This window comes from Pseudoalteromonas sp. TB64 (assembly GCF_000498095.1).
GTDB lineage: Bacteria > Pseudomonadota > Gammaproteobacteria > Enterobacterales > Alteromonadaceae > Pseudoalteromonas.
The window spans coordinates 43,265-65,494 of the sequence record NZ_AUTQ01000117.1; the positions used below are offsets into that span (position 1 = coordinate 43,265).

Below are 22,230 nucleotides of genomic sequence, written 5' to 3' on the forward strand. Positions count from 1 at the left end.
TTTATGCGTTTCTAAACTCGCGCACTTTTAAAAAAGTACTTAGGCAATACCCACGCAAGTATAAATCCAATAAGTGGTAGCGCCATTTGCATAATGGCATACACCGCACTTGTGCGCCTACTTGCGCCATTAGCAAGTGTAACGGCTTNTGTAGCTATACGTCCGCCACCGGCTAAAAGTGTAGGTAAATATTGACCAAAACTTATTGCTAAACCCAGTGCGGCAGCGATTAAAATTGGTGCAAACAACTGAGGAAGTTTTACTCTAAAAAACACTTTGCATGGGGCGGCGCCTAAACTTGCCGCAACATTTGCAAAGCGTGGATCTAAGCGTCGATAGCTGCTAGCAAGCGATAAAAACACATAAGGTAAAACAAAGAGTAAGTGTGTAAGTACCACATTAAAAAATGCGGCTTGGTTATTTACTAATTGCTGAATCCACACAAGACCAAACAAAAAAGCAATACTAGGCACAAGCAACGGTAAGTAAATAATTAAACTCGTAAAACGAGAAATTGGTTTATCGTTTAATTGCTCCGACTCTAAACATAACAACGTAATTATAATGGCAAATACGGTTGTTACTAAACCAATAGCAAGTGTATTAAACAGTGGGCTGCCCATTTGCATTAACGCACTTTTAAAGTGTGACAGCACAAACTGATCGGGTATAGCTGCCGGAAAGCGCCAAAATCCAGCGACCGACCACATTACTAAACCAATAAGCGACAATAATATAAAACCAATAACAAATATGGTGAGGGTAACGGTAATTTTTTGCCAAAACGCGCCGCCATATTCACGCTCGCCATTGGTAAGTAGGTCACTAAATAGCATTTTAATGGCTTTTTCGCCGCCAAGCCATATAGCCAATAACCCACCGGTTACTGCGAGTTGTAGCAAGGCGCCGGCTGAGGCTTTAATGCGCAGGTTTAAATCAACATCGTTAAACCAATGCATAATAGCAACGGCCAAAGTGGGCGGTGTATTTGGACCTAGTATAAGTGGCATTTCTACACTTGCGCTGGCATAGGCAAGTACCGCTAAAAGGGGTAAACGTAAAAGTGGATAAAGGCTTGGGAGTATTACTTTAAAAAAAGCAGTCATTGGGCAGTAACCCAAATTAAGCGCGACTTTGTGTTGTTGGCGTAACTTTTTGCCGAGCTCAGGTTGCGCCAATACGCCCAGTGCCATTAATAACAAAAAAGGAAGTTCTTTAAGTGTTAAGCCTAAAATTATACTAATACCAAACGAGTCATGCGGAAACATGCCGTTTGGTGCAAGATCCCAACCGCTCAACCAAGGTGATATTAAACGCGAAATCATACCTGAAGGGGCAATTAAAAAACCAACTGCAATAGCGGCTGCTGCGTGTGGTATTACTAAAATTGGACTCAGTAAACGCTGAATATGACCAAGCCAAGGACTGTTAAAAAACACAGCTAAAATCATTAAGGTAATGACAAAAGCAAGTAGGGTACTTACTAAGCCAGTTGCAACACTTAATGCAACCATTTGGCTCAAACCAGGTGTTTGCCAAAGTGCATTAAAGCCCTGTAAACCAATACTGGTTTGTTCAAGCGCTGGAGCCCAACCAAAGGCGGGTAGTAAAACACTAATTAAGCCACCAAGTACGGGTAATATCAGTAAGGCGAGTAAAAAGCGCGGGCTAAACTTAACCATACGGGTAAATATATCAGTATTACAATGCGTAACGGGCTTTGAAGTTGCAATCACTTTGTTTGAAATTACACTCATTTGCTTACCCCATAACGCGTTTGCCACCCTTGCATAATTGCATCAACCCAGCTTGGGTGTGGCTCACTTAATGTGCGTTTAATACTGTTAAAAGGAAGGGCGCTTGGGTGTGGTTTAGTTGTTTTAAACAAAGCTTGTTGCTCAGCATTTAGTGTTGATTGAATAAGTACCGTTTTATCACCCCAAACATGCGCTTGCTGTTTATGAGCCTGAGCTTGTGGGCTAAGTAAAAAGTTAGCCACTAATTGCGCACTTTGCTGGTGGCTGGCATTGTAAGGAATAGCAATAAAATGGGTGTTACTTAAACTGCCATCATTCATAGCGTAACTACGAATACTGTTTGGTAAATCATAGCGTTTTACTGCTGCAGGCACTTCGGGTGCTGAAAACGTAAAGGCTAAGCTTAGCTCTGTATCGTCTACTAAGCGTCGCATTTGTGCACCACTTTGCATAAAGTGCGTACCACCACGCCAAAGTGTTGGGTGCAGTTTATTTAAAAAGTCCCATAACGGATTTAGCACTTGTGCCGTATTTAAAGCGGTAGCTGGTTGGTTTAACTGTGCTTTTACACTTTCATTACTTTGTTGATGCAGCATTACTAGTGCGTACTTTAAGAAGCTCATACCTAAAAAGTCAGGTGGTTTAGGGTAGCTAAAACGACCTGGGTTTTGCGCGCTCCAGTTTAATAATTCGTTTAATGTAGTTGGAAGTTTATTATTAGCTGAGCCATCTATTGCTAGGCTATCGTAATAAAATGTGAGCGATGCTTGCCCCCACGGTGCTTCCATTCCATTGGTAGGTAATCCAAAATCAAAATTAACAGCCGGATTGTTTATCGGATCGGTAAATACAAAGTTAGGTAGCTTATTAGCCCATTGCTTTAAAAGCAGAGAATGCTCGCTCATGGTGGCAAAGTTAGCACCATTTATCCACACTAAATCAACACTGCCTTGGTTGTTATTATTGGCTGATTTTTCTGCAAGTACACGGCTTACCGCTTCGCTGGTGTCGCTGAGTTTTACATGCACTAAGTTTATGTTGTACTTAGTTTTAACTTGTTTTACAGCCCATTGAATATAGGCATTTATTTGTGCGTCGCCGCCCCACGCATAAAAATATACGTCTTGGTTTTGACCTTGCGTTTTAATATGTTCCCAGCGCGATTTTAGCTTTGCATTCTCGTTTATATTATTATTGATATTAGTATTAGTGCTCGTAACGGTACTGGCTAAAGTAGAGGTCGAAAAAACACCAAAACTTGCCGTTATACAAACGCAAAACGCGACACAGCAAAAGCTGTATCGCGTAATGATTTGCCAAAACTTAATGGCGTGCATTTAAATCCCAGTTGTAATCTAAAAATTTAATTTTCATCTCACCACTTTTAAGTGCTTTTTGCTGATTAGGCATCAGTTTAAGCGCATCTGGATATTGCAGCATAAACTCACCCAGTGTGTTTGTGCCTCTAAAGCCTTTTTCAAAATCATCGCCGTACCACTTAAATATAGAAGACACGCTTAGCGTATTATCTTTTGCAATGTTACGAGTTGTATCTGATAAAAAGCGAACCGTTTGTTCTTGTAGTTGTGCTTCTAAAGTGTCGGCGGTGTACGCTTCTTCACGAAGTGCAGGGCAACCAACACTCGCACAATTTACAGCAAAGTGAATACGTGGGTCGTTATATTTACCGCTACCACGAATTAAACCATGCTCTATATCATCAAGACTACGTGTTTTACCAAGTAAAGGAACAAACTCTTTACTCCACGGTGAGCTAAAAAAGCTACCTAAATCTTTAATTGACTTAAGATCAGGGTACTTAGTTAAAATAAGCTCAACAGTCCACGCATTATAAGCATTGATTAAAAAAGCGAGTTGCTTAGGCTTTTCCCAGCCATCAAACTCACTTTGTGTTACTGCTGTTAGTGAGTCTAAATAACTTTTAAGTTCTTTATGCTGTAATTTTATAGCAGCGTAATCAACCTCAGTACTATGACCATTATTAATAGCAGCAACATTGTTAGTTACTAACGTGTTCCAGCTATCGTGCATGCTTTGGGCTTGGGCTGTAAATGAAGTTGCAAACGATGTTGCAACTAAAGCCGAGCCAATTAGTAGTGCTTTCAAAGGTGTTTTAAACATAATTAACCTCTGCGCCAAGTGTGGTATTTTTCAAGTAAGTTAAGTACTTTTTCAGGAGCATGAGCGCGTTTCCACTCACCTGCTGCGTACTTATTACCTTCAGCCCATGTAGGGTAACTATGAATAGTACCGAGTATTTTGTTAAGCCCTAAGCCGTGCTTCATTGCCAGTACAAATTCAGCAATTAAGTCGCCAGCATGTTCAGATACTACGGTAACACCCAATATTTTGTCTTTGCCTTTTGGTGTAATTACTTTAATAAAGCCTTTAGTGGCGCTATCGGTAATTGCACGGTCTAGCTCTTCAAATTCAAAACGAGTGATTTCGTAATCTATCCCTTTATCAATAGCATCTTGCTCGTTTAAACCAACACGTGCTACTTCTGGGTCAATAAATGTAGTCCACGGAATAACACGGTAATCTACTTTAAACTTTTTAAGGTGACCAAATAAACCGTTTACTGCTGCGTACCAACCCTGATGAGCAGCCACATGTGTAAACTGGTATGGACCTACGATATCGCCTGCTGCAAAAATATTTGGGTACAGTGTTTCTAGGTATTCGTTAGTTACTACTGTACGGTTTGTTTCTATGCCTAGCTCTTCAAGACCGTAACCTTTAAGACGCGCACTTCGACCAACGGCACATAATAGCTCATCGTATTCAATATCTATTTCTTCATCGTTATGTTTAACAATAATGAATTTTTTACCATCGCGAGCTTCGCAACGTAATGCCTGATGCGATGTTAAAATATTAACGCCACTTTCTGTTAACGCTTCGTGAGCAAAAGTAGACACTTCAAGATCTTCTTTGATCATGATGCGTTCTGCCATTTCAATTTGCGTAACACTTGACCCTAAACGTGCAAAGCTTTGTGCTAATTCGCTACCAATTGGACCACCGCCTAGTACTACAAGTTTTTTAGGTGCCTCGTCTAATTCTGCAAATTTATTCCACAATGTATCGCTTGTTACATAGCCTGTTTCTTCAATACCAGGTAGTGGCGGTACAAATGGGCGTGCGCCAGTTGCAATAACAATGGTGCGAGCGGTGAGTGTTTGCGTGCCGCCATCATTAAGTTTAATTTCTACAGTCCACGGGTCTATTAATTTACCGTAACCTTTTACTACATCTACGCCTAAGTCTGTGTAACGCTCAACACTGTCGTGTGGTGCTACATCGGCAATAACTTTATGTACACGTGCCATTACTTTTTTGAACGAAAACTGTGGTGTTGCGTTTTCTAGACCGTAGTTTTCACCGTGGCGAATTTGCTCTGCAATTTTAGCGCTTTTAATAACTGCTTTACTTGGAACACAACCGTAGTTTAAACAGTCGCCGCCCATTTCGCCGGCTTCAATAAGGGTTACTTTTGCTTTAACAGCAGCGGCAATATAACTTGTTACCAAACCACCAGCGCCCGCGCCAATAACAATCATGTTACGGTCGAATTTTTTAGGCTTAGTATAATTTTTGTATACACGACGTTTTTTAAACACGTTTAAGATTCCTTTAGCAATAAATGGAAAGATTCCTAACAAAGCGAACGATAAAATTAAGTTGAACGATAAAATGCCCGATAAGCTATCAATTTGTGCCAGTTGCGTACCTGCATTAACAAATACAAATGTACCGGCTAGCATGCCTGCTTGGCTTACCCAGTAATAAGTCCATGACTTTATTGAGGTAACACCCATTAGTAAGTTGATTAAAAAGAACGGAAACACCGGCACTAAGCGTAGAGTAAATAAGTAAAATCCACCTTCTTTTTCAACACCAGCGTCAATAGCGGCTAGGCGCTCAGGAAAGCGTTGCTTAATTGTATCGCGCAGTAAGTAACGAGACACTAAAAAGGCGAGTGTTGCACCAATAGTCGATGCAAACGATGCAACTAATAAACCCTCTACCAAGCCAAATAATGCGCCTGCTGCAAGTGTTAAAATAGCCGCGCCTGGTAAAGATAAGGCAGTAACTATTACATAAAGTAAAAAGAACCCACCAATAACCAACAACGGAGATTGCTCTTTGTAATCGCTAAACTGATCCATTGATCCTTTTAAGCCATCAAGCGTCAGTAGTTGGTGCAAATTAAAGTGAAAGAACAAGCCTACGGCGCCTGCTGCAATCAATAATAGAAATATTTTTTTAATCATGTTCTCTCTCTTAAAAATTATGAGTAAGCGTAAGCTTGGCGTTAATTGGCAACTCAGGAAAAGCCAAAGTTGCACCAAAGTAACCGCCTTCAAATACTGGGCGCCAGTTTTTTTGATTCGTAACGTTGTTTACGTCTAATCGTAACTTGGTGCTAGGCGTAAAAGCATAGCTAGTATTTACGTTTAACGTGTATTGATCACGAATCTTTACTGTCGCCAAAAAGTCTAATGGGTAACTCTTTGTATATAGACCTGAAAAACCCGTTTGCCATTTCGAATTAATTGAATAATTTCCGTTAAAACTAAAAGATTGTTCCGGAATACCCTGCACACGCCTATCAGATGGCGCAAACGCTGTAAAACTAGGCGCACCAACACTGGTACCTTCAATAATATCTGGACGAGAATTATCAAATGCATCTGCTACTTGTGCTGAATCTTGACTGCTTGCAGAGTTATCGTAGCGAGCATCGATATAGCTGTAACCCGCGCTTAACCAATACGGGTAGGCGTCGTAAAATACTTGGCTTTCAAAACCGGAAGTACGAATGCCTGTGTTACTACCATCGCGGTTACGTAAACTACGACGTTGACTAAATAAAGCAGCATCTGCGTACCAATCACTGTCGGTTGGTGCGTATTTTAAACCAAACTCAACAAGGGTATTTTCAGTAGAAAAATTTTGTGCACTTATTGTATTGTCACTACTAAGCGCTGTACCACCGGCCATACTGTTTGATGTAGCTTCGTTATAGCTTGCAGTGCCGTAAGTAGTATAGTCACCATTTAGTCGGTAGTTAAAACTGATTTGCCCAGAATGTAGTTTATCGTTAATGCTATCGCTGGCTGCAATTTGCCCTTGTGGTGCTATTGGGTCGTGTGCGTCTACGTCATAAAAGTCAATACGATACCCAACGCTTGTATGAAATTTGCTTGTCCAATCTGAATCTTGTTGAATGGCAAAGCCTGTTTGCCATGAACGCGAATCGGTAGTGTCTGATAAATTAAAGTCGCCGCTGCCGTCGTTATTAATATCGTATTGACCACCGGGTGATACAAACACACCTGGGCTAATTTCAATTAAACGCGCTTGTTGTGTGTCGGTTAAAGGAATTCGACGGTTTGAAAGTGGGCCTGTTAAATCAATAGGTAAGTCGGCTTCTGTTGTAAATTGGCTGTAGCCTAATACGCGGTTATAACGTACATCAAATGCAAAAATAGTTTGCTGATTACTATTCCAAAGATAAGTAAGCTCGGTACGGTTTTGTGCTGTATCGGCACCATCTATAATTTCGACAAAGCTATTTTGTGCAATTTCTTCACGTTGTAAGTGCTGAAAGTACGTGATGTTTTTAATTGATGCGTTATTTGAAAGCTCACGCTTATAAATACTGTGCAGTAAATACGTGGTGGCTTCGTTTTGATTATCAGGGTCGGTTAGCACCGTGCTACGGTCAATTTTCACCAATCCGGTTGGCGAAATAATTGAACCGGCTGCTGGTACTGTGCTGCCATTTGCTTGTACGCCTTGGCCTGTAATGTAAAGTCCGTCATCTATTAATGCTTGGGTAGGGCGGTTTATACCTGCGTTATCGGTAAACTCAACCTGATACAACTCAAAGTTAATATCCCAGCTGCTTTTATCGTCTGGCAAAATACGAAGCGCTGCAAAAAGGCTGTCGCTTTTAGTGCCTGAAAAATCATAGTAGCTGCCGTTATCAATGTGCTCTGCACTGACTCTAAAACCGACTTTATCTTTTACAATCGGTGCGCTGTAATCTACTAAAACACTGTATTGGTCCCATCGACCCGCAGATACCGTTGCTTTGCCTTTACTTTCATCAGTAGACGCTTTTTTAGAATGTAAGTTTACAAAACCACCATTTCGCTGGCTTGAGCCAAATAATACCGGTGGTGCGCCTTTTACCACATCTATTTGTTCTATAGAGTTGAACGATAACGGCACCCCAAAGCCATTATTACCTGCTTGACGACGTGTACCATCTTGAAAAAGCTCACCTAATTGCCCACGAATAGTTGGTAAGCTTGGTGCGCCAAAGCCACTCGCTGAATAAGTATTAGGGCTTACTGCTAATACATCTTGTAATGTCGTAATGTTAAGTTGTTCTATTAATTCGCTTGAGATTGGTGTTACCGAACGCGCTATATCTTGCAGTGCTAAGTTGTCACCAAAAGGTCCATCAACTGTAGCGTCTTTAACAGAAAGTCCTTGAGATCTAATAACTTGACCAGCCACCTCAATGCGCTCTATTGAATCATTTGTCTTTGTTGATTCTTCTGCGGCAAAAGCACTAAGTGGGGTATTTAATATGGTGGCTAAAGCTAAAGCCAAGTATGCGTGTTTCAAGCGTTTTCTCTCTATAATTATATGTTGATGGCGATAAAGACCGAAAGGCGTAAAAATAACTTTCAGTCAAACCTCAATTCTTTTTGTTTTTTTAGAACATAACAAAATTAGTGTTTTTTAAGGTTAGTAACTTAGTATTATAGTTTTACTGGTTAGCTAAAAAAATCGATAAATTGTATTACATTGAACATAAATATTTGCTTTTAATAAGTTTTTTAATTGTAGACTACTTTTTAGTTCTTACCATTTTATATATAGCAGCCTGCTTACTGAATTTATAAAACTAAAGTGTGCGGCGTTATAATTATTAGAATTTAACTTTTATTAAAAAAAATTAATTTTTTTTGAAATAAAAACGAATTTATACGGTCTTCGTCTATTCAGGTTTATTTATATATTTTTTAAAGGAAGTTTTATGACAAATTCAATGAGTTCAGATGTACAAAATCGTTTGCAGTGGTCTCTTTTATCGCTTCGCTTAGGTGTTTTTATCGTAATGGCTATGTGGACGTTCGATAAATTCGTAAACCCAGGTCATAGCGCGCGTATTTTTGAACATTTTTACGGTATTAGTGGCTCATCTGATATTGTTGCTTATGTTATTGGTGCTCTTCAACTTGTTTTAGTATTGGCATTTTTAGCGGGTATTAAAAAACGTATTACTTACGGTATCATTTTTGTAATGCATGGTTTATCTACGCTTTCGTCTTACAACCAATACATTGATGGTTTTAATAACTTATTATTCTTCACTGCATGGCCAATGTGGGCTGCGTGTTTTGCACTTTACTTGTTACGTGACCAAGACGTAAAATTTACTGTAAAGTAATAAAACAATAGCTATACCCATAAGGTTATAGCTAAAAGTACATTGGGCTGAGTTACTTACTATTTCAGCTCAATGTATAGCCTTTCAGTACTTCTTTTAATAATCCACCCTCTTTATCATCTTCTAAAAATAATTCTTTTTATATTATTTCACCCTTAATATTGCGTTAGATCAAAGTTAATACATTTGTAAGAACAATATCGACAGCTTTAGTTTATGTTAGCTATACGGTTAGTAGGTTTTAATTACCTCAAGTTATTCAACTCAATGTTGTATAGAAGGCTCGTATGGAAAAGGTCAAAATTTCGTCAGCGCATCAGTCATCAAATCGTTCAGTAAACAAGTCTTCACATAATCAAAATTGCGATGAATGGAGCAAGCTCGATTTAGCACAATTACAAGCAAAGCTAAAAACATCATCCGACGGGTTAAGCCAAACTGATGCCACACAAAGATTGGCACAATATGGACCTAACGAACTAGTTGAAGAAAAAACAAACCTACTACTCAAATTTTTATCTTACTTTTGGGGGCCAATACCGTGGATGATCGAGGCTGCTATTATTTTATCGGCACTTGCTAAGCACTGGGCTGATTTTTTTATTATTCTTGTATTATTGTTGTCCAACGTATTGGTTGGCTTTTGGGAAGAGCATCAAGCGGGTAATGCAATTGCCGCATTAAAAGCAAAATTAGCTAACAAAGCACGCGTTCGCCGTGATACTCAATGGCAAAATTTAAATGCCAGCGAACTTGTACCAGGTGATGTTATTAGAATGCGGATGGGCGATATAGTGCCTGCAGATGCGCGTTTGCTAAATGGTGATCCAGTAGAAGTCGATCAATCATCACTTACGGGTGAGTCGTTACCGGTTGTAAGGTCGGCGGGTGAAACTGTTTATTCGGGCTCTATTATTCGCCAAGGTGAAATAGAAGCAATAGTTTACGCAACCGGCGCTAATACCTTTTTTGGCAAAACAGCACAGTTAGTGCAAGGGGAGCGAACCGCAAGTCATTTTCAGCGTGCAGTGCTTAAAATTGGTAATTATTTAATAATGCTTGCTTCGGCTTTAGTGCTGCTTATAGTTATTGTTGCTTTGTTTCGCGATGATCCAATGATTACCACATTGCAGTTTGCACTGGTATTAACCGTTGCGGCAATACCAGTCGCCATGCCAACAGTGCTATCAGTTACTATGGCTGTAGGCGCTCGTTTATTGGCTAAAAAGCAAGTGGTTGTAACACGTTTAGCTGCAATTGAAGAGCTAGCGGGTGTTGATATTCTTTGTTCCGATAAAACCGGCACATTGACACAAAACCTATTAACGTTAGGTGACCCGTTTTATATCGAAAACTCAACAAATAAAGGCTCTGCTGAGCAAGTTATATTGTACGCGGCATTAGCATCTCGCTCAGAAAATAACGATCCAATTGACTTAGCAGTATTACAAAGTGTAAAAGCTGAGCAGCATCTAGATTCTTATCATATAGAGCATTTTCAGCCATTTGATCCTGTGAGCAAACGTACTGAAGCATTAATTAAAAATGCTGATGGCAAAACGTTTAAAGTGACCAAAGGTGCACCGCAGGTTATTTTAGCTTTGTCGGCTAATATTGAGGCAGTTAAAACTCAAGTTGAGGCATCGATAGATGAATTTGCAGCACGTGGGTTTCGCTCTTTAGCGGTTGCTAAAACAGACGAGCAAGGTAAATGGCAATTTATAGGCGTATTACCGCTTTTTGATCCACCGCGTGAAGAAGCAATACAAACCATTGCCGATGCAAAAGAAATGGGTATGAGCGTTAAAATGGTCACGGGCGATCAAGTGGCCATTGCGCGCGAAACTGCAAGTAAACTGGGTTTAGGGACAAACATTCTTGATGCTAGTGGATTTGGTGCAACTGAACACCATCAAACAACGCAGTTAGATGACTCTATCGAGAGCGCTGACGGATTCGCACAAGTATTTCCTGAGCATAAATACCATATTATTGATGTGCTTCAGCATAGAGGGCACATTGTTGGTATGACAGGAGATGGCGTAAATGACGCGCCAGCACTTAAAAAAGCTGACTGTGGTATTGCTGTATCGGGTGCTACAGATGCAGCGCGTTCAGCAGCATCAATTGTGTTAATGACCGATGGCTTATCGGTTATTATTGATGCAGTTAAAGAAAGCCGAAAAATATTTCAACGCATGAACAGTTACGCTATTTACAGGGTTGCTGAAACACTGCGCGTGCTACTTTTTATGACAATGGCGATATTATTTTTTAATTTTTATCCGTTAACCGCAGTCATGATTGTAATGCTTGCTTTACTTAACGATGCCGCCATTTTGTCTATTGCATACGACAATGTGCATTATCAAAATAAGCCCGAAACATGGAATATGCGGCTCGTTTTGGGTATTGCATCTGTGCTGGGAATTGTAGGGCCAATTGCAGCCTTTGGTTTATTTTACTTGGGCGATAAAGTATTTGAACTCGACCGTCCTCATCTTCAAACATTAATGTACTTATTACTTTCTGTAGCAGGGCATTTGACTATATTTTTAGCGCGTACCCGAGGTCCATTTTGGTCTATTAAACCGTCTGCTATATTAATGGTCTCCGTATTTGGCACGCAAGTTATAGCAACACTTATTGCTGTTTATGGCGTGTTTATGACCCCACTAGGATGGGGATGGGCACTTGCTGTGTGGGCATATGCTTTGGTGTGGTTTTTTATTAACGATGGCTTAAAGCTAGTGGCGTATCGAATTTTTGATCCGACAGAAGCACCCTTACTAGAAAAGAGTTAACGCATAGGATTAAAAATGGTTATAAGCCAAGTGGCTTATAACCAATAGTACACAAGGGAGTGTATATAAGGCGGTTTAATTATTTGTGAATAGGGGTACTCACAAATACTAAAATATTTAGTGCATTGCATCGTTATATTGCTTTGCTAAACTTTGTTTTTGCCCCTCGGTTAGTGCTTTTCCTGCCAATTGAAATACTTCGTGTTCTTCTTCACTTAAATGATGATGTACCAAGTGATGTAATTTTTTAGCGGTTACTAACCAAGCCGATGAGCTCATTTTTGTGTCTTCAAGTTGCTCAATTAATTCATCAATTTCATGATGTTCAGCAACGCTGTGGCGTGCTTTTACGTGAGTTAAATCATCAAACATAAGTGGGTTGTAAAAGTAACGTTCTTCAAACTTTGCGTGTTGTTCTAATTCAGTTTTTAGCTCATCCATTAAAGTATGGCGTTTGTCTGTTTCACCGTGGGTTTGAATAAGTGCATCAACTAATTCTCGTTGCTTATCATGATCGTGACGTAGCGCTTCAAAAATGTTCATAATTAATCCTTTTACTTACTATTGATTGCTTATTTGATTAGAAGCAAGTGCAATGCCACAGGTTAATCTTTTGAAATTATTAGGTTTATATTTATATTTTTGTTTTTTATAGCACTAATCTGTAAATTTTACAGAGAGATTAATGCAATTATTTCAAAGAGTAAAACAGCACAAAAGTATAAATATTGAGTAAGTTTACTTCTACAGATACTTACAAAATTTGGATAGGAAAGCCTATTATTACGGTGCTAAAATAAAATTTAAAGATAGGAAAATATTTTAAGTTTAAGGATAAACATGAAAAACTTTATTACTGTTTTTTCACTATGTTTTGTATTAAGTGCTTGTAGTTCGCCAACACATACTGATTCGGATGAGTGCATAGAAGAAGCTAATTCGACCGATAACAATGGTGCTCAAACAAGTACCGAAGTTTATAATAAATGTATGAGCGCTAAAATCGAAACAAATCATAAAAATGACATTTTTACAGATGCAGTTGGTTTATTCTTTTTTGAAGTTTTTGTTATTGCGATTGAAATGGCAACAAACTAACATTTACGTTTAGGTAGGGTAAATATGAAACAGCTTTTTACTACGTTTTTATTATGCTTGCTACTAAGTGCTTGTGCATCGCCTGACTATGCAGGGTCTTCAAAATGTATGCAGCAAGCTGATACTGCATATGAGGTTGAAGCACACACGGTAGAACAATTAAAAAATGAGTGCAAAGCTATGCAAGTAAATGCTAAAAACAAAAAAATAGAAAACCATGGCATAGTAGACAGAAGTATTTTAGAGTTTCTGACTAGTTTTTTAAATGGCGTGTTTAATTAGTGAAGAATAAAACTAAACAAGGTATTTATGCGTGAATCGTTAAGAACAAAAATAATCACAGTGTGCGATAAAAAAATAGCAAGCAAAGGCGAAAATGTTGGACTTTCTTTTTATGCTTTTTTTGCTAATAAAAATGACGACTCTGAGCTAATTATGGAAGCGGCTACATGGTGGATACAAACTCATAAGTTAGATCACTTTGAAAAAGCGCATAAAATTAAACAGATGATTTTAGATGGGCTTTAACTAACTACCTTGCAGCCACCAAAGATTAATACGCTCCTAGTATCTAAAAATCAGCAGCTACTTCAAACTCTAATCGTTTTTGCGTTATTGGGTGAGTAAACGCTAAATACTCAGCGTGTAAATGTAATCGGTCGGCTTTTTTTCCGTAATGAGTATCGCCAACAATAGGCATATTTAAACCTAAACTGTGGGCGCAATGTACTCTTAATTGGTGGGTTCGACCTGTTTTAGGGTACAACTGCAATCGGGTTGTATTGTTTTTACGCTCTAAAACATGCCATGTTGTAAGCGATGGCTTACCATTTTTGTAACACACCATTTGACGTGGTTTATCATCAAAGTCGAGCACTAATGGTAAGTCTACCGTTCCGCTATTTTCAATTACATTTCCTGCGACCAATGCAACATAACGTTTTTCAATAACGCGCTCTATAAACTGCTTTTGCAGGGCTTTATGCGCTCGTTTATTAAGTGCGATCATCAATAATCCAGATGTCGACATATCTAATCTATGCACAATTAAGGGACCAGAGGCTTCTGGAAATTGCGTTTTAATACGCATATAAACAGAGTCTTCAATATTAACGCCAGGCACAGATAAAAACTCGGCTGGTTTATTTACCACGAGTAAGTCATCATCTTTATAAATAATTTCAAGATGCTTACCTTGTGCAGGATTAACTAATAATGGATTGTCTTCAACGTTAAGCCCTTTAAGCATATGGCTTAAAATGGGCTGGCATTTACTGTAACAAGACGGATAATAATTTTTGTGCTGCCTAATAGCCGACTTAGGCGCAGCACCCCACCAAAACTCAGCCATCGCAATAGGTTTTAGGTTATGTTTATACGCATATTGCAGCAATTTAGGCGCGGCACAATCACCAGAACCTGCGGGCGGGGTATGTGCTGGTAACTCAGCAAAAATACCATTGAGATCTTTTACTTCTGCGTTAGCATTTAAAAATTGATATTGCGCAAATAATTTTTTTTGTAAGCTTTTCGACAACGTTTTACGGCGCTTTTTTAAATGACTTATTTCATCTGTAGTTTTTGCTAAGGTGTGTTTAAGTAAATCTATTTTATTTTGCCAGTAAAGTTTAAGTGCTTGTAGTTGTTTTTTTTCGATAATACTTAAGCTAGCTAACTTTGTTTTTAATAATTCAAAATCACTTTCACTAAGTTCTGCACTTGCTTCACTGCGCTGTTTTTTACGTTGTAATCGGCCTAACTGCATTACAGCTTGCTGTGCTAACAACTGCTCTTGATAAGTGATTGTTGCTTCGTTTAACTGTGTGTTGGTAACCGCTAACTGCTTGCTGTTTTCTAGCTGATCAATTTGTGCATTAATGTCGTTAATTATTTTACTTTGTTCTGAGTAAATATCATCTTGTAGTTGTATGCTTGAAACAGCGGGTACAAAGTTTATACCTGCTTTTTCACTTTCTAGTTGCCCTGAATAAGCCGCTAAAAACCCTACTTGCTGCGCATCGTTTTGTACCACTAATACACCAAACATTTTACCCGCGTTTTCTTCGTGCAGTTGTGGCAGCATTTCAAGTTGTTGCTGTAGTTGCTTTGCCGCTTTAATAGCTAGAGGTTGTGGCTCGTAATAAAAAGGGAACGTAAACTTTTCTGGGAGCAAATATTGGTCAATATTTTGAGCAAATAACGTAAAGCAAGTAGCAGAATTTGGCATAAAGATAACATAAAGCATTCAATGAAATAATTGGGCGCATAATAACATATTCATAGTTAAGCCACTAAAAATCTCGGGCTAGTTTATTCGTCTCGATTTTAAAGCGCGCATTCATGTTATGTGTATCAGTATGGGGGCGCAGCAAACCTAGGAGTATTGTTTGTTAGTAAAGTCTCAGTAGTAATATATCTATCGTTATTAAAATATTTAAGCTTGTCGATTCTCAATAATTGAGCGCATTTCGAAACGATGACTTACCTGATAGATCAGAGGCGAAAAATCAATTTACAGAATAACTTAATATTTAGGAGTTCTATATTATGAGTCAAAGTATCGCAAGTTTTATTACTAAAACCCTTGAACAAGCGGGCGTAAAGCGCATTTGGGGAGTAACTGGCGATTCACTTAACAGCATTAGTGAAAGCCTGCGAAAAATGGGAACAATTGAATGGCTAGGCACACGTCATGAAGAAGTGGCAGCATTTGCAGCTGGTGGCGAAGCTCATCTATCAGGCGAGCTTGCGGTGTGTGCGGGCTCTTGCGGCCCAGGTAATCTTCATTTAATTAACGGTCTATTTGATTGTCAGCGCAACAACGTACCGGTATTAGCTATTGCCGCACATATTCCTTCATCTGAAATTGGCAGTAGCTATTTTCAAGAAACCCATCCGCAAGAATTATTTAAAGAATGCAGTGTGTATTGTGAAATGGTTTCGAGCCCTGAGCAAATGCCGTACTTGCTAGAAACCGCAATGCGACAAGCAATATTAAACAAAGGCGTGAGTGTACTTGTGCTACCTGGCGACATTGCATTAAAAGATATGCCTAAAGCTATCAAACCAAAATGGAACGTGCCAAAACCAGCAACTTATACCCCTGCATTATCTGATATTGAAGCAATGGCGACTCATCTTAATAAAAGCAAAAAAGTAACCTTATTGTGTGGTGCTGGTTGTAAGGATGCCCACGATGAAATTGTTGCGCTAGCCGAAAAATTACAAGCACCGATAGTGCATGCTATGCGTGGTAAAGAATTTATTGAGTACGACAATCCTTACGATGTTGGTATGACCGGATTTATTGGTTTTGCGTCGGGCTATCATGCAATGCAAGAAGCCGATACGTTACTTATGATTGGTACTAGTTTTCCTTATCGTGCTTTTTATCCTGAAAATACCACCATATTGCAAATTGATAATCAGCCAGCGTCACTCGGGCGACACGTGCAAATTGATTGTGGCGTACTAGGAGACACAAAAAACTCAGTGACCACACTGCTTGAGCATATTAAAGGTGAGCGGACAAGTTCGCACTTACAAAAATGTGTTAAAAACTACAAAGAGTCTCGAAAAGATCTTGATGAACTTGCCAGCGGCAAAACCTCGCAAAATTTAATTCACCCGCAATACCTAACGCGTTTACTAAACGAGCAAGCGGCTGACGATGCTGTTTTTACTTGCGATGTCGGTACGCCAACAGTGTGGGCTGCGCGTTATTTATCAATGAATGGTAAGCGCCGGTTAATTGGATCGTTTAACCATGGCTCTATGGCAAATGCCATGTCGCAGGCAATGGGGGTTCAATCTGTAGATAGAGATCGTCAAGTCATTGCAATGTGTGGCGATGGTGGTTTTTCGATGTTAATGGGCGATTTAATCTCGCTTAAACAGCTTAATTTACCAATAAAGATTGTTGTTTATAATAATCGCTCACTCAGTTTTGTGGCTATGGAAATGAAAGCCAGTGGGTTTTTATCAAGCGATACCGATTTAGAAAACCCAAGTTTTGCTAAAATTGCAGAAGCCTGTGGCTTAAAAGGGATTCATGTGGACGACCCTGAAAAACTGCCATCGGCAATGAACGAGATGATGAACCACTCAGGACCTGTTGTTTTAGAAGTCGATACCGCAAAACAAGAGCTTTCAATGCCACCGCAAATCAAATTAGAGCAAGCAAAAGGCTTTAGCGTTTACATGATGAAAGCGCTGATAAATGGCAAAGGAAACGAAATTGTAGAGCTTGCCAAAACTAACTGGTCACGCTAGTTAAGTTACTTCCCTATTGAGTATTTTGGCTCAATAGGGAAGTGCCATAGTAATAATCCTCACAGTCATCCTCGACCATTAATAAGCGATGGTTGCTTGTAAGTAATTGAACCAAAATAGAAAATCATATATGGTTTATCGTTAACTAAATCAACATGCACACAACAGTGTTTTAAGGGCTTCTTCTACAAAGAGGAGGTGGAGTAATAAATAATGAAATGGAAATCGGTTTTACTGTCACTGGTTGTTTTGTGGCTTGTTCAGGCTCAGCAAAGCAGTTTACGAACCAGTGAATACGCAAATATAGTTTCTGATTTGGATGAGGTTAGTGTGCTTGGCGAATGTGAAATTTCTACCGAAATCACAAGAGAGTGGCCATTGTCTTGGGCCGTCAGCAGCGCTGAAATTACCGTTAAAAACAAAAAGCATTTACTGGCAACAACAACGAGTAAATTTAATAAACCAGATCGTAAACTTCTTAGCACAGGCAAAACCCAATATCACTTTACGTGGACTGAAACCAAAAATAACTCTGTATTTGCATCATACATGGACGTAGAGATAGAACCGACAGGTAAAGTTGCAGACCTTATAATAGGCAATTGCTCTGATTATCCCGAAGGCCCAGAATTAATAGGGTATTTAGAACGTTGTAATAGTATTGTAGAGTCCACTACGTGTTTGTAAAAGTAGGTATAGAGTGTTGATTAAAATTGAAGACTTTTCTTTAGCATGGCGCTGGATTAGCGCATCCCATGGCGATTTTTCTAAAGATACACTAAATAAACTCAATCCATTGAGCGAAGATCAAGCAAGAGCATTAATTGCTACTACACCTATTAACTTTCCGGTTGGAGCAAAAAGGTTTGACTCCACACAAGGGAATGAATTAACACGCCAATGGTTAAAGGGCTTAGTAAATGATTCGCAAACAGTAACAATTTGCTGGGATCAAGAAACAGCGCTTACATTACCTTGGCTAGTTTTTTGTAGTCACTGGGATGATTTTTGCTATTCATCAAGTGATGACATAAATCTGTATTTTGAAAGCGGTGAACTTTTTTTACGTTGGAATCACTATGAGGTTTTTGAGTTTGACTCAAGTGCAATGTAATGAGCTAAAACACTTAGCATTGGCATCAATTGCTACGTGGTAGTTGTTGTTAGTTTAACGCTTCACTCGCTTTACTCAATCAAAGTAAAGCGAGTGCTCAGTATAATTTACAAACTCTTTTTAGGCGGTAGGGCTACGTTTGCAAATATTAGCCCTGCAACAAGCGACATAAATATTAAAAACGTTTGTTGACCTATATGCTCTGCATATACAAAGTCTTGACCTTCAATAAGTGAATTTAAGCCAATATACGTTTTGCTTCCTGGTACTAATACAATCAAGCCTTGCATGGCAACAATAGAGGCCGGCGCATTAGCAACACGGTTAAACAAGTTACTAAATATACCCACCGATAAAGCACCTACAAACGTACCTAACGTGTAATCAAGGTACATAGCCGAGCCAATACTGGTGCCATACGCTATAAAGCCTGATGCAATAGACCAAACAGCATGCTTAAGTTTGGTTCTAAAAATAACGATTAAGCTGCTACAAAGTAAAAATATAGCCAGCCATGCGGTCCACTTTGGTAATGGCTCAGGTTGTACAAAATCGGCTTGCCCAAAGAGTGCAAAGCCAATACCTATACCTATAAAACCACCAAAATACAGTTTAAATAGCAGCATGAACGAGTCCATTACTCGCGCAGTACCCGACACTAAATGCCGCGCTGCCAGCTCTGCTAAACCAAGCGCAAGTGCTAAACCAGGTATAAACACAATAATGGCCGAAAGTACCACTAAGCGTATATTTATCTCAGGTGTTATATACACACTTACTGCACACGCAAGTATTGCTGATATTATTGCCACTAATGGCTCAAGCATATGAGCTACGCGTTTTGAGCGCCCAGACCAAAGTACAAATAAATAAACAACGAGAGTAAGCATTGATGACCAAATTACGTCAATCCAGCTTGTGCCCATTAACATGGCAAACGCACCACCAGAGGTTGCAAATGCAACACCCGTTGTTAGTTTGTTATACGGGTTTGGCATTACAAAAATAGCGTCTAGCTGCGCGTCGACCTCTTGTAAGGTTAATTTGTCGTCGAGCATTTGATTTACAAGGTCGTCGGTATCGGCAAGCGAGCCTAAATCGTGATCGCCAGGGTCTACACGTGCTACGTGGGTGTACTCGTCTTCGTGACCATCGGTCCAAATAACAAACGTTACAGAGGTTGGCGACATAACAAACGACGATTTAAGTCCTAAGTAAGTAGCCACTTCCATTAGATGAGCTTCCAGGCGGTAAGCGGGCGTACCATACTTGTGAAGCATTTTGCCTAATTTAACGATAAATTTGCGTTTTTCTGTAAAAGTTGCAGTTTTCAAATCTTTTTGGACCAAATATTGCGATAACTAAGCTAAAAATATAAGCAATACAGCTAAAATTGCCCACGTTTGATGGGCGCGATTTTAAACACTAATTGGTGTGTGTCTAGTCATTTTTAATCTAATTTTTTATTTTTTTCGGCTATCCATTGCGACATGTATTGAGTGCTGCGCATTGTATGATGTTTGAGCATTTGACCGGTGAAGTTTTTTTCGCGATGAGCGTTTAAATCGTTACTTATTGAATCGACTTTTTTAATTAACGCAGCGCTTAATTGCGCTTTATCGTACAGCGTATTAAGTAGTGTGTTGCCATTATGCTGCGCTTGTTCAAATTCACTTTGGCTGTTGTACATTTCAATGGCTGCATTGGCAAAGTCGTCAGCGGTGTTAGCTATTTTACCCGACCATGGTAAATCGTTATGCATGCCCTCTGCACCAATATTAGTAGTAACGCTGGGTGTTTGCATAATCATGGCTTCTAGTAATTTGCCTTTTATACCCGCACCAAAACGCAGTGGTGCTAAACATACTCGAGCGCTTTGCATTACATCAAACGCGTTATCGGCCCAGCCTTTTATTAAAAAACCGGTTTTAGGGTTATTAAGTGCCGTGGCCTTTGGTGGTGGGTAAGAGCCGTAAATATGTAGCTCTGCTTTTGGTAGTTGCTTGCGAATAAGTGGCCATATTTTTTGTAAGTAAAGTACAGCATCCCAATTTGGCGCATGCCTAAAGTTACCTATGGTCATAAAGTGCTGGCGCTGCTCAAACGTTTTTATGCTTGCAGGTAATGTACTTAAATCAACCATAAAGGGTAGGTGGTGCAATAAGCTTGGCTCTATTTTAAATACGCTATTTAGTAGGCTCATTTCATAACTTGAAATAATTAAGCTTAGGTCGCAGCGTAAAATAGCGGCAATTTCGCGTTTTGCTATATCTGAGTATAAATCGCTGGTTGTAAATTCGCGCTCCGCTTTTAGTGCCGTGTGTCGAGCGTTACGCAAGCATTGTAAATCTTCAGTGTCTAAAATCTTAACAGCGTTTGGGCAATGCTTATCAACACGCCAGCCAAATTGTTCTTCCATCATAAAACGGTCAAACATTACTATATCTGGGTTATAGATTTTAACGTATTCGTTAAAGCTGTCACAGTTTAGCGCAATGCTTTGGCTGGTTATGCCATAGTCGTCAAGGTTTACCATGTGGTCGGTGCGCTGCGCGGGCGTTGCAAATTCAACGTCCCAGTTTTGCGCTCTAAATGCATTTAATAACGACATCATGTGCGTTCCCGCAGCAGACGAATTTGGTTCTGGCCATACGTAGCCAATTACCAGCACTTTTTTCATTGGCTAGAATCTCTAATTTTTGATAAATACTAACTCGTATTGTAACGAGTCAAACAACAAGTAAACAGCTGTGTAGTGTAGTTTAAATTGCGTTACTAAGTCATCTTTTACACCACTTAAAGCAAGCTTAATACTTTATGAATAAAGCAAAACGTGTTTATATACAGCTATAAAAGTAAAAAATAACAAAAGGATAAAAACATGAGCGCTTTTAGGCTGTTAGTTGCCCTTATTTGTTGTGTTGCATTAGTACCAACAAGTTACGCCGAGCAGGGGTACCAAACTCCATCACCCGAACTTGCCGCTTTGGTTGACGCAAAGTTAGCACCCACTAGCTACTTATCAAGCGATGGTCAATGGCTTGCGTTATTTGAACGCAAACGGGTAGTAACCCTTGATGAACTTGCAAAAGAAGAACTTAAACTAGCTGGGATTAAGCTTAATCCTGCTAATTTTTCGCGCTCCCGTGTAAATGCAAAATACAGTGCAGTAGAATTAAAGCATGTTCAAAGCGGGACAGTTATTCATATAAATAACGTACCAAAAGGGATTATTCGCTCACCTCAATGGTCATCTAATAGTAAGTATTTAGCCTTTATAGTTGAGCAGGCAGATCAAGCAAATTTGTGGTTGTACAGCGTTGAAACAAAGCAAGCAAAAGCACTTTCTAGTTCTGCGTTAAATTCGGTATTAACCGCAACGCCTTACGAATGGCTGCCAGATAGCAGTGCAATAGTTGCAAATTTAGCGGTTAATATTGGTAAGCCAAGGCTTACAAATGATAGTCAAAATATTGTGCCTGTTATTCAACAAAGTACTGGCGAAAAAGCCCCAGCACGTACTTACCAAAACTTATTAACCAGCCCGTTTGATGAAGCGCAATTTAAGTTTTACGGGCAGGGTCAACTTGCTTACATAACGCTCGATGGTAATACACAAGCAATTGGCAGTTCAGCTTTATTTAAATCGTTTTCGGTTTCTCCTGATTCTACCAATATTTTAGTGGCAGG

At 39.4% G+C, this 22,230-nt stretch carries 17 protein-coding genes and 1 pseudogene; 9 read left to right on the forward strand and 9 right to left on the reverse strand.

The window, feature by feature from the left end; all coding sequences use genetic code 11:
* Positions 1 to 11 precede the first annotated feature (11 nt).
* From L647_RS0109245 to L647_RS0109265, 5 genes are read right to left on the reverse strand one after another with little or no spacing between them, the layout of a single operon-like run.
* Positions 12 to 1,757 (reverse strand): ABC transporter permease subunit, encoded by a 1,746-nt coding sequence (locus L647_RS0109245; protein WP_024610885.1) that lies wholly within the window; start codon positions 1,755 to 1,757, stop codon positions 12 to 14.
* A complete protein-coding gene (locus tag L647_RS0109250) occupies positions 1,754 to 3,094 on the reverse strand; it encodes an ABC transporter substrate-binding protein (protein ID WP_024610886.1) in 1,341 nt (446 codons plus the stop codon). Before L647_RS0109250 ends, L647_RS0109245 begins: the two co-directional genes overlap by 4 nt.
* Positions 3,081 to 3,899, reverse strand: coding sequence for a DUF547 domain-containing protein (locus L647_RS0109255; protein ID WP_024610887.1), 819 nt, complete (start codon positions 3,897 to 3,899; stop codon positions 3,081 to 3,083). The genes L647_RS0109250 and L647_RS0109255 overlap by 14 nt, the downstream gene beginning before the upstream one ends.
* Positions 3,900 to 3,901: 2 nt before the next feature.
* The gene (locus L647_RS0109260) at positions 3,902 to 6,055 is read right to left on the reverse strand and encodes a bifunctional TVP38/TMEM64 family protein/FAD-dependent oxidoreductase (RefSeq protein ID WP_024610888.1); all 2,154 of its coding nucleotides are present in this window, start codon (positions 6,053 to 6,055) and stop codon (positions 3,902 to 3,904) included.
* A gap of 10 nt (positions 6,056 to 6,065) precedes the next feature.
* On the reverse strand, positions 6,066 to 8,423 hold the full coding sequence (locus tag L647_RS0109265; RefSeq protein WP_024610889.1) for a TonB-dependent receptor: 2,358 nt from the start codon (positions 8,421 to 8,423) through the stop codon (positions 6,066 to 6,068).
* Positions 8,424 to 8,838: 415 nt separating this feature from the next.
* Between L647_RS0109265 and L647_RS0109270 the strand changes: the two genes are divergently transcribed.
* Positions 8,839 to 9,252 (forward strand): hypothetical protein, encoded by a 414-nt coding sequence (locus L647_RS0109270; protein ID WP_024610890.1) that lies wholly within the window; start codon positions 8,839 to 8,841, stop codon positions 9,250 to 9,252.
* A gap of 287 nt (positions 9,253 to 9,539) precedes the next feature.
* Positions 9,540 to 12,056, forward strand: coding sequence for a plasma-membrane proton-efflux P-type ATPase (locus L647_RS0109275; protein WP_024610891.1), 2,517 nt, complete (start codon positions 9,540 to 9,542; stop codon positions 12,054 to 12,056).
* Positions 12,057 to 12,173: 117 nt separating this feature from the next.
* Here the strand turns inward: L647_RS0109275 and L647_RS0109280 are convergent, their stop codons facing one another.
* Positions 12,174 to 12,599, reverse strand: coding sequence for a hemerythrin domain-containing protein (locus tag L647_RS0109280; RefSeq protein WP_024610892.1), 426 nt, complete (start codon positions 12,597 to 12,599; stop codon positions 12,174 to 12,176).
* A gap of 297 nt (positions 12,600 to 12,896) precedes the next feature.
* Here L647_RS0109280 and L647_RS0109285 point away from each other — a divergent pair, with 297 nt between their 5' ends.
* The 3 genes from L647_RS0109285 to L647_RS0109295 are packed head-to-tail and all read left to right on the forward strand — an operon-like array spanning position 12,897 to position 13,682.
* Positions 12,897 to 13,154: a hypothetical protein gene (locus L647_RS0109285; protein WP_253948847.1), complete on the forward strand. Its 258-nt coding sequence runs from the start codon at positions 12,897 to 12,899 to the stop codon at positions 13,152 to 13,154.
* A 24-nt stretch (positions 13,155 to 13,178) separates the two neighbouring features.
* On the forward strand, positions 13,179 to 13,436 hold the full coding sequence (locus tag L647_RS0109290; RefSeq protein WP_024610894.1) for a hypothetical protein: 258 nt from the start codon (positions 13,179 to 13,181) through the stop codon (positions 13,434 to 13,436).
* A gap of 27 nt (positions 13,437 to 13,463) precedes the next feature.
* Positions 13,464 to 13,682: a DUF6500 family protein gene (locus L647_RS0109295; protein WP_024610895.1), complete on the forward strand. Its 219-nt coding sequence runs from the start codon at positions 13,464 to 13,466 to the stop codon at positions 13,680 to 13,682.
* Positions 13,683 to 13,725: 43 nt separating this feature from the next.
* On the opposite strand, the gene L647_RS0109300 is transcribed toward L647_RS0109295, so the two are convergent.
* Positions 13,726 to 15,381, reverse strand: coding sequence for an RluA family pseudouridine synthase (locus tag L647_RS0109300; protein ID WP_024610896.1), 1,656 nt, complete (start codon positions 15,379 to 15,381; stop codon positions 13,726 to 13,728).
* A 320-nt stretch (positions 15,382 to 15,701) separates the two neighbouring features.
* On the opposite strand from L647_RS0109300, the gene poxB reads away from it, so the two are divergent.
* The 3 genes from poxB (at position 15,702) to L647_RS0109315 (ending at position 18,540) form a co-directional block, all read left to right on the forward strand.
* The gene (gene poxB / locus L647_RS0109305) at positions 15,702 to 17,426 is read left to right on the forward strand and encodes a ubiquinone-dependent pyruvate dehydrogenase (protein ID WP_024610897.1); all 1,725 of its coding nucleotides are present in this window, start codon (positions 15,702 to 15,704) and stop codon (positions 17,424 to 17,426) included.
* Positions 17,427 to 17,639: 213 nt separating this feature from the next.
* Positions 17,640 to 18,113, forward strand: a complete 474-nt coding sequence (locus tag L647_RS0109310; RefSeq protein ID WP_024610898.1) for a hypothetical protein — start codon at positions 17,640 to 17,642, stop codon at positions 18,111 to 18,113.
* A gap of 13 nt (positions 18,114 to 18,126) precedes the next feature.
* Positions 18,127 to 18,540: a hypothetical protein gene (locus tag L647_RS0109315; protein WP_253948849.1), complete on the forward strand. Its 414-nt coding sequence runs from the start codon at positions 18,127 to 18,129 to the stop codon at positions 18,538 to 18,540.
* A gap of 107 nt (positions 18,541 to 18,647) precedes the next feature.
* Here the strand turns inward: L647_RS0109315 and L647_RS0109320 are convergent, their stop codons facing one another.
* Positions 18,648 to 19,874: a threonine/serine exporter family protein gene (locus L647_RS0109320; protein WP_024610900.1), complete on the reverse strand. Its 1,227-nt coding sequence runs from the start codon at positions 19,872 to 19,874 to the stop codon at positions 18,648 to 18,650.
* A 116-nt stretch (positions 19,875 to 19,990) separates the two neighbouring features.
* On the reverse strand, positions 19,991 to 21,220 hold the full coding sequence (locus tag L647_RS0109325) for a glycosyltransferase (RefSeq protein ID WP_024610901.1): 1,230 nt from the start codon (positions 21,218 to 21,220) through the stop codon (positions 19,991 to 19,993).
* 201 nt (positions 21,221 to 21,421) lie between these two features.
* On the opposite strand from L647_RS0109325, the pseudogene L647_RS0109330 reads away from it, so the two are divergent.
* Positions 21,422 to 22,230, forward strand: a pseudogene (locus L647_RS0109330) (S9 family peptidase); the annotation flags it as partial.

Bases quoted from the DNA above. Each gene is read 5' to 3' on its own strand.
- L647_RS0109325 (WP_024610901.1), bottom strand. From the start codon at position 21,220: ATGAAAAAAGTGCTGGTAATTGGCTACGTATGGCCAGAACCAAATTCG.
- L647_RS0109285 (WP_253948847.1), top strand. From the start codon at position 12,897: ATGAAAAACTTTATTACTGTTTTTTCACTATGTTTTGTATTAAGTGCT.
- L647_RS0109290 (WP_024610894.1), top strand. From the start codon at position 13,179: ATGAAACAGCTTTTTACTACGTTTTTATTATGCTTGCTACTAAGTGCT.
- L647_RS0109310 (WP_024610898.1), top strand. From the start codon at position 17,640: ATGAAATGGAAATCGGTTTTACTGTCACTGGTTGTTTTGTGGCTTGTT.
- L647_RS0109260 (WP_024610888.1), bottom strand. From the start codon at position 6,055: ATGATTAAAAAAATATTTCTATTATTGATTGCAGCAGGCGCCGTAGGC.
- L647_RS0109275 (WP_024610891.1), top strand. From the start codon at position 9,540: ATGGAAAAGGTCAAAATTTCGTCAGCGCATCAGTCATCAAATCGTTCA.
- L647_RS0109255 (WP_024610887.1), bottom strand. From the start codon at position 3,899: ATGTTTAAAACACCTTTGAAAGCACTACTAATTGGCTCGGCTTTAGTT.
- L647_RS0109280 (WP_024610892.1), bottom strand. From the start codon at position 12,599: ATGAACATTTTTGAAGCGCTACGTCACGATCATGATAAGCAACGAGAA.
- L647_RS0109270 (WP_024610890.1), top strand. From the start codon at position 8,839: ATGACAAATTCAATGAGTTCAGATGTACAAAATCGTTTGCAGTGGTCT.
- L647_RS0109295 (WP_024610895.1), top strand. From the start codon at position 13,464: ATGCGTGAATCGTTAAGAACAAAAATAATCACAGTGTGCGATAAAAAA.
- L647_RS0109300 (WP_024610896.1), bottom strand. From the start codon at position 15,381: ATGCCAAATTCTGCTACTTGCTTTACGTTATTTGCTCAAAATATTGAC.
- poxB (WP_024610897.1), top strand. From the start codon at position 15,702: ATGAGTCAAAGTATCGCAAGTTTTATTACTAAAACCCTTGAACAAGCG.
- L647_RS0109250 (WP_024610886.1), bottom strand. From the start codon at position 3,094: ATGCACGCCATTAAGTTTTGGCAAATCATTACGCGATACAGCTTTTGC.